Origin of the sequence: Methylomonas sp. 11b (genome assembly GCF_000515215.1) — a bacterium.
Classification (GTDB): domain Bacteria; phylum Pseudomonadota; class Gammaproteobacteria; order Methylococcales; family Methylomonadaceae; genus Methylomonas.
Map to the genome: position 1 here is coordinate 4,522,128 of NZ_KI911557.1, position 16,420 is coordinate 4,538,547.

The following is a 16,420-nucleotide window of genomic DNA, read 5'->3' on the forward strand; positions in this document are numbered from 1 at the left end:
TTTGTGCGCTAACACCTGTTAACGGTCAGTAAAGGAGCTGAAATGAATCCGTATATCGCAATGACGAAAAAGAAACCTTTGATTGTCGCCCTGGAAATCATTTTGGGCCTAAGCTGCGCGACGCTCCAGGCTGCACCCGGCACAGAGCAGCCGGAACAACAGGCGCAGTCCGAAGCTACCGATACTGCCGACAAACCGGCTAAAGCCAAGGTGAAGGCCAAAGCCGATAACACGGAAGAGCTGGGCGCGGTGGAAGTGGAAGAAGACGGCCGCGGCAAGAATTTGATCGGTATTGCACCGTCGGCCTCGCAAGGCGAAGTCAGCCAGAAGCAATTCGAATACCGGCCGTTCTCGCGTAACGGCGAATTGGTCGAAGTGGTACCCGGTGCCGTCGCCACCCAGCATAGTGGCTCCGGCAAGGCCAACCAATACTTCCTGCGCGGCTTTAACCTGGACCACGGTACCGATTTTACGACTTACGTCGACGGTATTCCGATGAACATGACTACCCACGCCCACGGTCAAGGTTATATGGACATCAACAGCATCATTCCGGAGCTGGTGAAAAAAGTCGAATACGGCAAGGGCCCGTATTACGCGGAAGTGGGGGACTTCTCGGCGGCCGGTTACGCCAAAATGTTCAGTATGGACAGGCTGGATAAAGGTATCGCCAAATTTACTGCCGGGTCGTTTGATTACTACCGAACGCTGGTGGCCAATTCCCATAAAATCGGCGACGGCGATTTGCTCTATGCCGGCGAATTCAATCTGTACGACGGTGTTTGGGAAGTGCCGGAAGATTCGAAGAAATTTAACGGCCAATTGCGCTACACGCTGGATCGCGGCGATTGGGGCATGGCAATCAACGGCAAAGCCTATACCAACAGCTGGACTGCCACCAACCAGATCCCGCAAGCCGCGATTGATAGCGGCGCCATCGGCCTGTACGGCAGCATGGACCCGACCGACGGCGGCGAGACCAACCGCTATAGCGCCTCGGCCAGCTTTTGGAACCAGGGCGGCAACTGGAAAAACGACGCGAATATCTACGCGGTCTATACCGATTTGAATTTATTCTCCAATTTCAGCGGCTTTACCCGCGGTGACGGCGGCGACCAGATTTTGCAAACCGAGCGCCGAGTACAAACCGGCGGTCATTTCGAGCATACCCGCTACAACAAGCTGTTCGGTTTTGAAATGGACAACAGCATCGGCCTGCAATTTCGTAACGACCAGATCATGGACTTAGGTCTATACGAAACCACAGCCCGGCAGATCGTCAATACCGTCAGCAAAAGCAATGTCGGTGTGACCACGGTGGGCACCTATTTCAAAAACACCACCCACTGGCACGATAAAGTCCGCACCATCGCCGGTTTGCGTGGCGATTTCATCAATAATGAGGTTGAGGTTTTGGCCAGCGGCAGCGGCACGGCCGAGACCAATGCGGCTAACTCCGGCAGCCGTGGCAAAGCCATGATCAGTCCGAAACTGAGTTTGGTGGTCGGCCCCTGGTACAACACCGAATACTTCGCGAATATCGGTTACGGCTATCACTCCAACGATGCACGCGGCACTACGCTGCAAGTACATCCAGTGACCGGCACCGATTTGGACCCGGACGGCAATGCGGTTAGCCCACGGATTCGTCCGGCGGCCTGGTCGCGCGGCGGCGAGGTTGGCGCCCGCACGAATATCATCCCCGGTTTGAACAGTACCTTTGCCTTGTGGTGGCTGCAATCCAGCGAAGAGCTGGTGTTCGTTGGCGATGCCGGTACTACCGAAGTCAACGGTAAATCGCAACGTTACGGTATCGAGTTTACCAACTACTACAAACCCACCGAATGGCTGACGCTGGACGCCGATTATGCGCTGACGACCGCTCAATTCAACAAAGCTCCGGACGGCGCCACCAATAAATTCATTCCTAATTCGGTGGGCCGAGTAATCAGTGCCGGTGCCCTGATCGAAGCGCCCAACGGCCTGTTCGGCACCTTGCGTTTTCGACATTTCGGCAGCGTACCCTTGGATGAATCAGGCGCGGTTTGGGCCGGCGATACCAATATCGTCAACCTGGGCGCGGGCTATAAGCAAAAGCAATACAAGTTCGAGATCGATATCTTCAACATCCTGGGTTCGCAAAGCAACGATATTGCCTACAACTACGAATATAACTATCCGAACGGCGTCGCCGGGGCAGGCCTAATGAAACATCCGGTAGAGCCGCGCATGGTGCGTGGCACCATCACGGTCAATTTTTAAGGGCAGCCTGATGATATTTCGCACCTTTAAAGATGGACGATGGCTGATGGCGGCATTGTTGATGATCCAATCGGTCTGGGTTTACGCGCATCCGCCCGGCCTGAGCTCGCTGGATGTAACGATCAAACCCGCGCAAATTGATGCCAAGGTGACCTTTGCCTTGCAAGACATCGAAGCCTTCGCGCCGATGGATAGCGATTTGGACGCGGAGGTGACCGATGCCGAGCGTGAAGCGGCCAAGCCAGCAATTGCCAAATTGCTGGCCGCGCAACTGCGCGTCAGTGTCGATAGCCGGGATGTTCAGCCTAGCGAACCTGGGCAGGTCAGTTTCGACGATCAAAATAATGCGCGGGTGGAACTGCACTATGCGGCGCATGTGCAAACAGCTTTGTTGCTACAGTCGAAGTTTTTGGCTTTGCTGCCCGACGGCCATCAGCAGTATTTGACGGTCAGGGACGCCGACGGCAAAGCGCTTGCCGAGAAAATGCTGGGCAAACACGACGATCAAATCAGTTTACCCATCGCTAACGCGGCGGCGGAGTCCCCCCAAGCTCCGTTTGCGGCGTTTGGCGATTTTTTTAAGCTGGGCATCGAGCACATCGTCACCGGTTACGACCATCTGCTGTTTTTGTTCGCTTTGTTGGCGGTCACTCACAGCTTCTGGCCGGCCTTGAAAATCATCACGTTTTTTACGATAGCCCATTCCATCACCCTGGCTTGCGCCGGACTTAACTTGATCGAGTTGCCCAGCAGTTTTGTCGAGCCGTTCATTGCCGCGACGATTATCTATGTGGGTGTGGAGAACATCATCCGCGGCGACCATCCCAAGGGCCGGCACTGGTTGACCTTTGGTTTTGGTTTGATCCACGGTTTTGGTTTTGCCGGCGTGTTGCAGGAAATGGATATTTCTTCGGGCGATACCGGCATCTTGTTGCCCTTGCTGTCGTTCAATTTAGGCATAGAAACCGGACAAATCGCCGTCGCCGCTATCGTGTTGCCGATGATCTGGTGGCTGAATAATAAAGTCGAGACTGCCGAGAAGTTTCTAAAAGCCGGTTCGATTGCCGTCAGCTTGATGGGCGCATTCTGGTTGGTGGAGCGAATCATGCTGTAAATACAACCGAATGGCGGGATCCAAGCCCGCAGTTGCTGCCTCAAGGCCACCTAAACTGGCCTGATTCAATCCTGATCCAAAAAAATGGTTCATCCGAGCCACGGATTGCTATTGCCTGTCGTTTGGGTAAAGCGGTGATGGGTTTTCAGGTAAGCGTCTGAGTAAAAAAGATTTTTTAATAAAACAACAACAATTTTATAGAGGAGGAAGGCCGTGGAACTCACCCATACACTAGAACAAATTCTGTACATGATCTCGTCGTCGCTCTACCTGCCGGTATTGCTGATCGTCACTTTGCTGGCCGCTTATTCGGTCTATGTCTGCGGTCGTTTGGCGCAGGAATGGCTGGAACGACGCAAGGCCGGCTCGCGCACCGTGCGCTTGTTCAATCTCGATCTGGCCGTCGCGCTGGGGCGCCAGCAACGCGCCAATGCCGCGCCGCTGGACGTGGAATTGGAGTTGCTGCTGCAAACCCACGAACATCAGCAATTGATCAAGTTGGACCAAGTTCGCTTTGTCATTAAATTGGGGCCGGCGCTGGGTTTGATGGGCACTTTGATTCCGATGGGTATTTCCCTGGCTGCCTTGGCACAAGGCAACATTCCCAGCATGGCCGGCAGCATGGTCACCGCGTTTACCGCTACCGTCACCGGTTTGGGCTGCGGCGTAATCACCTATCTGGTGGCATTGGTACGCGAGCAATGGCTGCGTGCCGATTTTGCGGCGATGCGCCATCAGGCCGAACTGGCTGCCAGTCGGATTCTGGACGCACAAGACCTGACTATCGCGGAGGAAAGCCATGCGCTATCTGAGACGCTCTAATCTGCACCGCAACAGCGAGCCGCTGGAAGATCCGATTGCCGGCGTCGCGAATCTGTTCGATGCCAGCGTGGTGTTCATCGTTAGCATGATGGTGGCCTTGTTCATGGCTTACAACATGCTGGATTTGATGAACCCGGAGTCGACTGTGACGATGACCAAGGAGAACGCCGACGGCACGATGGAGATCGTCAGTAAGAAGGGTTCGCAGATCAAGGTATCCAAAGTCACCGACCGCAAACTCAGCGGTTCCGGCGAGCGCTTGGGGACCGCCTATCGCTTGAACGACGGCAAGGTAGTTTATGTGCCGGAATAAATACTGGGCCTGGCTGCTGATCCCGTTGCTGTGGTTGGCGACCGGTTTGGCAGCGGCCGAAACGCCTATCAACCTGAGCCTGATCCTCGGTGACCTGGATTCGCAAACCGCCGTCGAAGCCACGGCCAAACTGCAAAATGATCCGTTGTTGAAAGGCGTGTCGATCCGAGTGTATTCCAGCTCCAAGCTGGCGCAAGCCGATAGTGCTGCATTGCAAACATCCCATCTGGTACTAGCGCAGATTACCGGGCGCGGCATTCTGCGCGAGGGCGGCGAGATGTTCAAACAGATCGTCGCGCGCGGCGGCAAGCTGTACGCGGTGGGTTTGAGTTACGACGCGGATTTCGCCGACTACGGCCTGCAACTGGACAAAGAGCTGCAAGCCTATATGTCGGCCGGCGGCGCCGACAATGCCGCCAACATGATCCGACTGGCCTTGGCCAAATTCAAAAACGTCCAGGCCGACATCGCGCCGCCGCAAGCTCAGCCGGAAATCGGCGCCTTCGACGTGCGCAGCAAGCAATTGTTCGCGGATTTTGATAGCTACCAAAAAGCTTACGCGGGTTTCAAAGCAGGCCAACCGTGGATAGCCATTTTGTTCTATCGCTCCTCGGCTTTGTCCGGGCAAACCGATACGGTAAAAACTTTGGCCGAAAATCTGGAGGCCAAAGGCTACAACGTACTGCCGGTGTTCGGCTACCCCTACGACAAAACTCTGGAAAAAATGCTGATCAATGCCGACGGCAAATCACGGGTCGAAGCCATCGCCGCGCTAGCCTTGAAGATCGGCGCCAGCCCGGACAAAACCGTACCGACGCTGACGCGTTTGGGGGTGCCGGTGTTAAACGGTATTGCCTTGAATAGCCAAAGCCAGACGCAATGGACCGAGTCCGCAACTGGTCTGGACGTCATGGAGCGGGCCTGGCAAGTGGCCTTGCCGGAATTCGCCGGCGAAATCGCCCCGACCGTGGTCGCCAGCAAGGAGAGCGTACACGACAAGATCACCGGCCAGGATTTCGTCCGCGAAACCCCAATCCCGGAACGCATCGCCCGCTACGCCGACCGCCTGGACAAGTGGGTGAAATTGCGCAGTACCGGCAACGCCGACAAAAAAGTCGCCTTGATGTACTACAACTACCCGCCGGGCAAGGAGAACATCGGCGCCTCCTATTTGAACGTGTTGCCGGAATCGTTGCTGCAAATCTTGGAGAGACTGCGTAAGGAAGGGTATCAATTGGGCAATGCGCCGCAAGATGGCGATGCCTTGAAAGCCGCTGTCAAAAATCACGGCATCAACCTAGGCAACTGGGAGCCCGGCGCGATTGCCGAAGCCGCCGCCAGCGGCCGCGCGGTGTTGCTGCCGATCGAAGACTACCAAAAATGGTTCGACACCTTGCCGGAAACCTTCAAGGCGGCGATGCTGAAGTCGTGGGGCAAACCGGAAGACAGCAAGATCGGCGCCTGGACCGACGCCAAGGGCAAGCGCTTTTTGATCCTACCGGCGCTGCAATACGGCAATCTGCTGCTGGCACCGCAACCGTCGCGCGGTTGGGAGCAGGACGTCAAAAAACTCTACCACGACGTGACCATGCCGCCGCACCATCAATACGTGGCGTTTTACTTATGGCTGCAAAAAGGCTATGGCGCGAACGCGATGATCCATCTGGGCACCCACGCCACCCACGAATGGCTATCCGGTAAGGAAGTGGGTTTCAGCGCAGTCGATCCCGGCGAGATTCTGATGGCCGACGTGCCGCAGATTTACCCCTACATCATGGATGACGTCGGCGAAGCCTTGCAGGCCAAGCGCCGAGCGATGGCGACGATTATTTCGCATATGACGCCGCCTTTGGACAAGGCCGATCTGAATCCGGAACTGGCTAAGCTGGCGGGTTTACTGGACGACTACAACGTCGCCGCGCAAAAAAGCGAACAGCTGGCAAAGATCAGGCTGGATGAGATCAACCAGATCGCCGGCAAGGCCGGGCTGCTGAAAGACCTGAAAATGCAACGCGCCGAAACCGGCGACCAGCTGGAAGAGCTGGAACATTATTTAAAGGAAATCCGCGAGAAAAAAGTGCCGATGGGCTTGCATACCTTTGGCAAGGCGCCGGACGAAGCAACCCGCTTGCGTTTTGCCGAAGCCATCGTGTCGCGCGACACCAAGCTGAAAGGTGAGGCCCGCAAGCAGAAAATCCAGGCCATGGCCAACATCATAGCCGACAGCGCCAACGCCGAAATGGACGCGCTGATGGATGCGCTGGCCGGCTTCTATATCGCAGCCGGCAGCGGCGGCGACCCGTTGCGTAACCCGGACGCGTTGCCGACCGGCAAGGATTTGTACGGTTTCGATCCGTCGCGGATTCCCAGCGAGTCGGTTTATAACGAAGGCGCACGACTGGCGGAGCAAGTGGTCGCCGATTTCAAAAAGCAGCACGGCCACTATCCGGAGCGGCTGGTATTCAATTTGTGGGGCGTGGAAAGCTCGCGCCACGAAGGCGTGATGGAAGCCGAGATCATGCATCTGCTCGGCGTCAAACCGCATTGGGACGAACGCGGTCGCACCCAAGGTGTGGACGTGATTGCGCGGGATAAACTGGGCCGGCCACGCGTCGATGTCACCATCATTCCGTCCGGTTTGTATCGGGATTTGTTCTCCTCAGTCATCAAGCTGTTGGATCAGGCCGAAACCAAGGCTCAGGAACAGGACGAGCCGGACAATCCATTACGCCGGCATATCCAGGAAACCCAGGCTGAATTGGTCAAGCGCGGATTGAAAGCTGAGGAAGCGTTGGACATGGCTTCGGCCCGCTTGTTCAGCGTGCCGTCCGGTGCCTACGGCACCAATTTGGATCGGGCGATTCCGCTGTCCAACACCTGGACCGACGAAAAGCAACTGGCCGACATATTCTTCAACCGCATGCACCACGTTTACGGTCGCGGCCATTGGGGCGAAGCAGCCAGCCAGGACGCGACGCTGGCGGTGGACTTATTCAAAATGTCGTTAAAGGATACCGACGCGGTGATCCACAGCCGCTCTAGTAACGTCTACGCCAGCCTGGACGGCGACGACTTCTTCCAATATCTGGGCGGCACCGCAATGGCGGCAAGGCAGGTCAACGGCAAAACCCCTGAAGTGTTGGTCGCCGATTTGTCCGACCCGACCGCTGCCAAGACTATGAGTCTGGAGCGCTATCAGGGCCGGGAAATGCAAAGCCGCTACCTGAACCCGAAATGGATAGAGTCGATGTTGAAAGAAGGCTATGCCGGCGCCCGCTTCATCAATATGGTCGCGGAAAACCTGTGGGGTTGGCAGGTGACGGTGCCGGAAGCGGTCGGCAGCGAGAAATGGCAGGCGATGTACGAAACCTACGTCGAGGACAAATACCAGCTGGACATCCAGAAAAAGTTCGAACAGGCCGACAACCTGCTGGCCTACCAAGCGATGGTGGATCGGATGTTGGTGGCTATCAACAAAGGCTACTGGAAAGCCGATCCGGCGGTGAAAGCCAAGCTGGAACAAGTTAACAAGGAAGTCATTGCCAAAGCTGGCGTGGCCTGCAACAAGGACACTTGCAGCAGCCCGGAAATCACCAAGCTAGCCGAACAACAGGATGCAGCCAAGGCTGCGAAAGCAGCGGCGCCGGGGGCGCAAGCCCAACCACCGGCATCCGCAGCGGCTCAGTCACAGCCGCAGCCCATACAGAGTCAGCCGCAATCGCAACAGCCACCCGCGCAGTCTCAAGCACAAGCTGCGCCGGATGCCGCCAAGCCTCTGGAAGGCTATGAGATGGAAGAGAAGAAAGCCGCCAGCGACAGCGACAGCGCCGAGCAACAGCAACCGTTGAGTTCGGCGCAAAGCTGGTGGTTGAGTTTCGCGATATTGCTGTTGTTTGCTGCCGGTTATCTGCGCGGTAGTTGGGAGCAGCGTAAGCAAAAAACCTAGAGGTCGGCCCGAAAACCTTGGTTATGTCTTTCCAGCGAAGGCGGTAACTCAGAAAAGTTGGAAGTCTGGATCCCCGCTTGCGCGGGGATGGCGGCTATAGGGGATTTAAGGGCCGACTTAGGCCCGATATGAATAACGGCGTGGTGCCTTGATAGACGAAATTCGAGGGCTGGTCCGCGCTCGATGTAAGAAAAATTAAAAATATATCCAACAAACCATAAGCAGCCATCTCGTTTGGCGGTTGATTACAGGAGGAGTACTTTGTCTCGTTTATCTTTAATAACGCTGTTGGCCTTGAGCAATTTGGCCTACAGCACTCAAATCCTGGCGGAAGAAATCGATCAAGCTGCGGCGGGGTCTACCGAAACCACGAAGACAGACAAATCGGCGGGCAACGAAGACACGTTGGGCGCAACCGTGGTGACCGCTACCCGCTCGGAAATGAGCGCCGCGATGGCCCCTGCGAATGTCAGTGTGATTACCACCGATAATACTGAAAACCGCCTGACCCAACGTATCGGCGATGCGTTGAAAGACGTGCCGGGGGTGTATTTGCGCGGGAGTGCTTACGGTACTAACTTTCCTGGATCCAGCGTGGCGTCTTCAAGTTTTCACGGTGTCAGCGGCACTAACCGCTCCTTGTATTTAATCGATGGTCTGCCGGTCAATACCGGCAGCAACGGAAATGTCGATTGGAATATCCTGAACATGGACGACGCCCAGCAAGTGGAGTACGTGCCGGGACCGTTCTCGGCTTTGTACGGCAGCGGGGCGATGGGCGGGGTATTGAACGTGATCTCCAAGGTGCCGACCAAACGCGAGGGCCGCTTGTCGTTTGGTGCCGGCGGCGCGGCGGTCGATCAATGGGGCATCAAGGGCCGTTACCGGGACCGTTTCGAAAACGGTTTAGGGATTTCGTTGACCTTTAATCATATGGATAGCGACAATTGGGCGGTCTCGGATTATGTCACGGTCGCGCGCAGTACCACGGCCACCAACGGTGCGTCGGTGCCGGTGTTAGGCGCAACGCCGACCATCAACAACCAGGGCGCCCCGGTGTATCTGATCGGCGACAAGGGCAGGCGCCCCTGGGAGCAAAATAACGCGTCGCTGCATCTGTATTACGATCTGACGCCCAGCACCCAAATCGACGGCGGCATGAGTTGGAGCCGCAGCGAAACTAGCGATACCGGTAGCTATAACAGTTATTTGACCCGTAGTAACGGCAATCCACTGGCGATAGGCGTCGGCAACGCCGGCAATCCCAGCAATAACATCAATATCGACGGTCGCCGTTACAACGTCTACGAACAATTATTCCTGCATTCCTTGCCGTCAATCGAAGACACGCGGCGTTATTTCACGCATCTGAAGCACGATTTTGGGCATGATGTGAAGTTGAATATCGACTTCCAATACATGCAACACGAGACTTACTCGCCGTTTGCCAACGTTACCTCGGATTCGCTAAGCGGCGGCACTGGCCAATTGACGGTGACGCCCAGCAACCGGATTGACGGTAACGTGGCATTGCGTTTTCCTTTTCTTTGGGCGCAACGCAATTTCCTGACTGTGGGCTTTGGCGCCACGCACAGCGAGTTGGAAGGCCAATCGCGCTATGCACTAGGCAACTGGCGTAACTGGGACTCAATCACCAGCCGCACCGCTTTTGGTAGCGGTGAGTCCAGTATTTATTCGGCCTATTTGCAGGATGAACTGTGGATCATGAGCAATCTGATCGCGCATTTAGGGGTGCGTTATGACGATTGGTCGACCTCGGGTTTGAATCAAAGTACCAGTCCCGCAGTGAACCGCAGCTATCAGGAACGCTCGGTTGGACAGTTTAATCCCAAGTTTAGCCTGACTTGGTTGCCAGTCGACGGCTACAAGTTGTTTGCGTCCACTGGTTGGGCATTTCGTCCGCCCACCAATTTCGAGTTGTACGGCAACACGCAAACATCAACGGTTTTGACCGAACCCAATCCGAACTTGGAACCGGAAACCATGCATTCCTGGGAAGTGGGCGGCGAGGCTACGCCTATCGGGGGCACCACTATAGCAGCCAGCTATTTTCATCATTACATCAGCGATCTGATCTATGCCAAAAGCGGAATTCCGACTCCCGGTTTACTGCAAACGCTCACCGAAAGGCAGAATGCCGGCAAGGCCGAGGTGGAAGGCGTGGAAGTTAAGTTGCGGCAGAAACTGTATTGGGATTGGCTGCACTTCAACGGCACGTACACGCTGAACGATTCGATCATCACCGAAAACACCGCCAATCCGTTAATCGTCGGTAAGCAAATGGTGCAATTGCCGGAAACCATGTTTAGCGGCGCACTGGACGTCAAATACGACAAATGGATCGGTGGCATCATTGGCCGCTATGTCAGTCAGCCGTACTTCGACGATCAGAACCTGGACCAATACACTAATGTGCCGGGTAGCTACGACCCGTATTTTCTGGTTGATACCCGCATCGCGTATCAGGCCACGAAGAATATCGACTTGTCGTTTTCGGTGAATAACTTGTTGGCTAGGGAGTATTCGGCGTTTTACCAACAAGCCGGCCGCACGGTTTATGGGGAAATTTCTTACAGCTTTTAGCTTTAGTGATTGTCAGTTTCCGGATATTCGCACGCTACCGAGTATTCGGAAGCAAGGCTATTGGCGGCTCCAGCGCTCGCTTAGCGTGCACAGTTCACAAAAATTGGCGATGTCAGCGCTGGCTTTGCCGTCTTCATCTGTTCTTAATCTTTTCCTAATCAAGACTTAAACATTGCGCTCTAGAATCAACTCATAGATGAATTATTCTCGATAAAGGGGATTTATGTTTAGAGTGGCAAGTGTCGTTGTAATTAGTCTGTTGGTTTCGCCGTTAGCAATGGCTGATGGGCATGGACGAGGTCATCACAAACATCACCACCATGACCGGTACGTCGAGGTCGAGCGGGTGTATGTACCGGAGCGGGTTGTGCAATACGTCCCGGCACCGACGCCTGCACCGCGCTACAACAGTAACGACCAACGATCCACTCAGGGCTTGGTAGGCGGCGCGTTAGGTAGTGTAGCGGGTTACGAGATGAGTAAGGGCGATCCGTTGGGAGCCGGCATCGGTGCCGCCGCGGGCGCTTGGATCGGCAACAGTATGAGTCGTTAATCAGCTACCGCCAATTAATTAACCGGCTTTGAATTTTTGGATGCTCATGCGACAGGAGGACAAAATGAGAATAAAAAATGGTAAAAAATATCAACAAGAGCAATACAGTAGAGTGGAAAAGTTATTGAATGTATTGTTGTTTTTTGTCGTTGTCTATTACAGCTACTATGTGTTGTCTTTCTCCCAAATGGGCGCTTGAGATCACTGGCAGTAGCGGTTTATTGTCAGTTTGCGTTCCCGTTATACAGTCCGGATAACCAAACGCTAGATCGAATCAAAACCCTGCAAGTCGCAAGGCTTGCAGGGTTTTTTATTGCCCGTTGTTGGACAATATCGAGGATGCGTCTAAAAATTGCAGTTCCGGAAAAACTGCCCGTCTATCAGTTCTTGATAAGATTGGTGTTTCGGAGATTCAATCCCAGCCCTTGAATGTGCAGGCTATGCTTAGTTTATTGATAACCTGTTCAAGCCGTTGACAATGCTGGACCCAGCTGATAGCTTTGCTGTCTGGCACTCACCAATATCGAGTGCTAACGGAATTTGGGGGATGACGTGGCTGGCGGACAAGATTTAAACGAAAGATCGCTGTATTTATTAAAAACCTTGGTTGAACGTTATATCCAGGACGGCCAGCCTGTTGGTTCGCGATTGTTGTCTAAAGATCCGCAGCTAAAGCTTAGTCCGGCCAGTATTCGCAATGTGATGGCGGATCTGGAAGAGATGGGCTTGATCCATTCCCCGCACACTTCCGCCGGCCGAGTACCGACCGTGAGCGGCTATCGTTTATTCGTCGACAGTTTGTTAACCGTCAAGCCTTTGGCATCCAGCGAGTTGGATCAACTGCAACATGGCTTGAAAGGCGAGGCGGATAAGGCTAGCGACGTGTTGAGCAAGGCCTCTAAATTGCTGTCGGACGTGACGCGGATGGCCGGCGTGGTGACTTTGCCGCGCAGAGAAAGCGTCACCTTGCGGCACATCGAATTTCTACCGATGTCCAATACCCGGGTGTTGGTGATTTTCGTCACCGACGACCAGGAAGTGCACAACAAAATTATTCATACCCACAAGCAATTCAGTCCTGCGGAATTACAACAGGCTGCCAACTATTTGAATTCGGTTTATTCCGGCCGCAGCTTGGCGAAAATTCGCGATTTGATCGTGCGGGAGATGGAACACGATCAGCGGCAGGTCAATCAAGGCATGATGGACGCGGTGAACATGGCACAGCTTACCTTCACCGAGCAACCCAACGACGATTATGTATTAAGCGGCGAAACGAATTTAATGGGCTTTTCCGAGTTGTCGGACATGGAGCGTCTTAAACAACTGTTCGAAGCTTTTAGCCAAAAGCGTGGCGTCATCCATTTATTGGATCAGTGTTTACAGGCCGAAGGTGTGCAGATTTTTATCGGTGAAGAGTCCGGCTATAGCGCATTCGATCATTGCAGCTTGGTGACGGCGCCTTATTCAGTGAATGACGAAGTGGTTGGGGTGTTGGGTGTGATTGGACCGACCCGCATGGCTTACGAAAAAGTGATTCCGTTCGTGGATGTGACGGCAAAATTATTGGGCGCGGCCTTGAATCCGAAATAAATGGCCCTATCGTTAGGCCAACAAAAAGTTTTAGAACCATGGAGTAAGTAATGAGTCATCAGCAATCTAGCCACGAACCACAATCGGATAGCGATTTGATAGCCGAAGTCTTGGAGCAAACCAAGCCAATGGACGCCGACGAACAGCCTAATGAAGCGCCCGGCGCCGCAGTCACTGTGGAAGCCTTGCAGGAACAACTGGAGCAAGCCCAGCAACAGGCTGCGGCCAATCTGGATAAAGCCATCCGCACCATGGCTGAGATGGAAAATTTAAAAAAACGCGTGCAAAAAGACTTGGACGACGAACGCAAATACGGTCTGGCGAAATTTGCCAAAGAATTGCTGAGTGTTTTGGATAGTCTGGAATTAGGCCTGCAAGCGGCGACCGGCGATAGCCCGGAAATAGTGAAATTGCGCGAAGGCAGCGAATTGACCATCAAACAATTCGAGTCGGTATTTGCCAAGTTTAATATCGAAACCGTCGACCCCATTGGTCAAGTGTTCAATCCGGAATTACACCAGGCCATGGTGATGCAACCCAGCGCCACCGCCCAACCCAACACCGTGTTAAACGTCTTCCAAAAAGGTTATGTATTGAACGGCCGTCTGCTGCGTCCTGCCATGGTGGTGGTGGCCAAAGCCGACGATAAACCGGCCGATAGTGCAAAAATCGATGAGCAGGCTTGAAATTAAGACGATCAACCGCATATCGCTAACAACTTTTTAATTTATTACCAAATCAAGTCTGGAGAATATCAATGGGCAAAATGATCGGCATCGATTTAGGAACCACTAACTCCTGCGTCGCAGTCCTGGAAAACGGCACCGCGCGGGTTATCGAAAACAGCGAAGGCGCGCGCACCACGCCTTCTATCATCGCATTCACCGGCGACAACGAAGTATTGGTCGGCCAATCGGCTAAACGTCAGGCGGTCACCAACCCTGAGAATACTTTGTTCGCGATCAAACGTTTGATCGGCCGTCGCTTTAAAGAAGATGCGGTACAAAAAGACATCAAGATGGTGCCTTATAAAATTATGGAAGCCAACAACGGTGACGCTTGGGTGGAATGTCACGGTAAAAAAATGGCGCCGCCAGAAGTATCATCACGGGTGCTGATGAAGCTGAAAAAAGACGCGGAAGCGTTTTTGGGCGAAGAAGTCACAGAAGCGGTTATCACCGTGCCTGCGTACTTTAACGACTCGCAACGTCAAGCGACTAAAGACGCCGGACGGATTGCCGGTCTGGATGTGAAACGGATCATCAACGAGCCGACCGCTGCCGCGTTAGCGTTTGGTATGGACAAACCGAAAGGCGACACTACCATCGCGGTTTACGATTTGGGCGGTGGTACTTTCGATATTTCCATCATCGAAATCGCTGAAATTGAAGGCGAGCACCAATTCGAAGTATTGGCCACCAACGGCGATACTTTCCTGGGTGGTGAAGACTTTGACTTGCGCATAATCGATTTCCTGGCCGGCGAATTCAAACGCGACAGCGGCATCGATTTGCACAACGATCCATTGGCGCTGCAACGTCTGAAAGAAGCCGCGGAAAAAGCCAAAATCGAATTGTCATCAGCCGAACAAACTGACATCAATCTGCCGTACATTACCGCCGATGCGTCCGGTCCGAAACATTTGAATGTCAAACTGACGCGGGCCAAACTGGAGTCGCTGGTTGACGAACTGATCGAAAGAACCAAAGGTCCTTGCTTGCAAGCGATTAAAGATGCCGGTATTTCGACATCTAAAATCAACGACGTGATCTTGGTCGGCGGTCAAACCCGCATGCCGAAAGTCCAAGCCTTCGTGAAAGAGTTGTTTGGTAAAGAACCACGCAAAGACGTTAACCCTGACGAAGCGGTAGCCTTGGGTGCGGCGATTCAAGCCGGCGTATTGGGTGGCGACGTCAAAGACGTATTGTTGCTGGACGTCACCCCGCTGTCATTGGGTATCGAAACCCTGGGCGGCGTGATGACCAAGTTGATCGAGAAAAACACCACGATTCCGACCAATGCCTCGCAAACCTTCTCGACGGCAGACGATAACCAAACCGCAGTAACCGTGCATGTGTTGCAAGGCGAGCGCGAAGTGGCGGCGGGTAATAAATCATTGGGTCGTTTTGATTTACAAGACATTCCACCCGCACCGCGCGGTATCCCGCAAATCGAAGTATCGTTTGATATCGATGCTAACGGTATCTTGAACGTATCGGCGAAAGACAAAGCCACCGGCAAGAAACAATCCATCGTGATTAAAGCGTCCAGCGGTTTGTCGGATGAAGAAGTCGAACGCATGGTGCGAGATGCCGAATTACATGCTGACGAAGACCGCAAACTGAAAGAACTGGTGTCGGCGCGCAACTCTGCTGAAGGCATGATCCACGCCACCGAAAAGTCCTTGAAAGAATTGGGCGATCAAGTATCCGGCGACGAAAAATCGGCCATCGAATCGGCGATCAAAGACCTGCACGCGGTGATCAAGTCTGACGATAAAGAGGCGATTGAAGCTAAAACTCATGCCTTGACCGAACTGTCCGGTAAATTGGCGGAACGCGTTTACGCACAGAAAGGTGCGGAAGGCGGTGCCGAGGCCGGACATGCCGCAGGCGCCTCTGACGCTGCCGCCGAGCATGATCACAACGTGGTCGATGCCGAATTTGAAGAAGTTAAGGACGATAAAAAGTAAGGTGTAGGGCGGATGCCATCAGGCGATCCGCCCTTGCTCTTGACAAGGAGGAACGCCCAGCGGCTTCTGCCTTATGAGTTACCGGGTTGAGTATTTGTTTATGATTTGGTTTATTCGTGCATGGAATGGAGATTTGTCGCCACGTTTAGCATTTTTATTATTGGTTGTTCTTCCAATAGTAATTGTTAGGGTTTTGGGTAAGATTTATGGTCATGCCAATTTGTTTGCATATGGATACTTGTTGCACCCTGCATTATCAATACCTTTTGGACTTTTTGAGTTTTTAATCTACTCAACAGGCCTGATTTGTTTCTGGAGATCTATAAGTCTGTGCCAAAAAAATTGGAAAATTTATTTGGCACAAATTGTTGCAGTTGGGATTGCTTTTTTTCATGTTATCAGACTGATATTTGGTGTGTTATTTGTTTTATTACCAAATTATTAGAACTCTGGCGTCTACGGCTAGTATTGACCGCGTACGCCTAGCATATTGCATTCTTGAAATTTAAATCGATTTTTAC

11 protein-coding genes are annotated in these 16,420 nt (G+C 53.4%); all 11 read left to right on the forward strand.

All coding sequences use genetic code 11. The annotated features are described in order from the left end of the window. Positions 1–42: 42 nt before the first annotated feature. The 11 genes from METH11B_RS0121795 to METH11B_RS29285 all read left to right on the forward strand — a co-directional run bounded on the left by METH11B_RS0121795 (position 43) and on the right by METH11B_RS29285 (position 16,344). Entirely contained in the window at positions 43–2,262 is a 2,220-nt protein-coding gene (locus tag METH11B_RS0121795) for a TonB-dependent receptor (protein WP_026603854.1), read from the forward strand. Between the two features lie 10 nt (positions 2,263–2,272). After that, complete coding sequence (locus METH11B_RS0121800; protein ID WP_026603855.1) at positions 2,273–3,376, forward strand: HupE/UreJ family protein; 1,104 nt, start codon at positions 2,273–2,275, stop codon at positions 3,374–3,376. A 213-nt stretch (positions 3,377–3,589) separates the two neighbouring features. Continuing rightward, positions 3,590–4,198 (forward strand): MotA/TolQ/ExbB proton channel family protein, encoded by a 609-nt coding sequence (locus tag METH11B_RS0121805; protein ID WP_026603856.1) that lies wholly within the window; start codon positions 3,590–3,592, stop codon positions 4,196–4,198. Beyond that, positions 4,176–4,511, forward strand: coding sequence for a DUF2149 domain-containing protein (locus METH11B_RS27250; protein ID WP_036278116.1), 336 nt, complete (start codon positions 4,176–4,178; stop codon positions 4,509–4,511). Before METH11B_RS0121805 ends, METH11B_RS27250 begins: the two co-directional genes overlap by 23 nt. Continuing rightward, positions 4,498–8,457 (forward strand): cobaltochelatase subunit CobN, encoded by a 3,960-nt coding sequence (locus METH11B_RS0121815; RefSeq protein ID WP_026603858.1) that lies wholly within the window; start codon positions 4,498–4,500, stop codon positions 8,455–8,457. The genes METH11B_RS27250 and METH11B_RS0121815 overlap by 14 nt, the downstream gene beginning before the upstream one ends. A gap of 261 nt (positions 8,458–8,718) precedes the next feature. Continuing rightward, positions 8,719–11,061 carry a TonB-dependent receptor gene (locus METH11B_RS0121820; RefSeq protein WP_155931177.1) on the forward strand — a complete coding sequence of 781 codons (2,343 nt, stop codon included), beginning with the start codon at positions 8,719–8,721 and terminating at the stop codon, positions 11,059–11,061. A 223-nt stretch (positions 11,062–11,284) separates the two neighbouring features. Continuing rightward, the gene (locus tag METH11B_RS0121825; RefSeq protein WP_036276311.1) at positions 11,285–11,614 is read left to right on the forward strand and encodes a glycine zipper 2TM domain-containing protein; all 330 of its coding nucleotides are present in this window, start codon (positions 11,285–11,287) and stop codon (positions 11,612–11,614) included. A 552-nt stretch (positions 11,615–12,166) separates the two neighbouring features. Then, complete coding sequence (gene hrcA / locus METH11B_RS0121835; RefSeq protein WP_026603861.1) at positions 12,167–13,207, forward strand: heat-inducible transcriptional repressor HrcA; 1,041 nt, start codon at positions 12,167–12,169, stop codon at positions 13,205–13,207. Between the two features lie 50 nt (positions 13,208–13,257). Further along, a complete protein-coding gene (grpE, locus tag METH11B_RS0121840; RefSeq protein WP_026603862.1) occupies positions 13,258–13,893 on the forward strand; it encodes a nucleotide exchange factor GrpE in 636 nt (211 codons plus the stop codon). Positions 13,894–13,964: 71 nt separating this feature from the next. Then, positions 13,965–15,899 carry a molecular chaperone DnaK gene (gene dnaK / locus METH11B_RS0121845; protein ID WP_026603863.1) on the forward strand — a complete coding sequence of 645 codons (1,935 nt, stop codon included), beginning with the start codon at positions 13,965–13,967 and terminating at the stop codon, positions 15,897–15,899. Positions 15,900–15,999: 100 nt separating this feature from the next. Further along, positions 16,000–16,344: a hypothetical protein gene (locus METH11B_RS29285; RefSeq protein WP_133120723.1), complete on the forward strand. Its 345-nt coding sequence runs from the start codon at positions 16,000–16,002 to the stop codon at positions 16,342–16,344. Positions 16,345–16,420 lie beyond the last annotated feature (76 nt).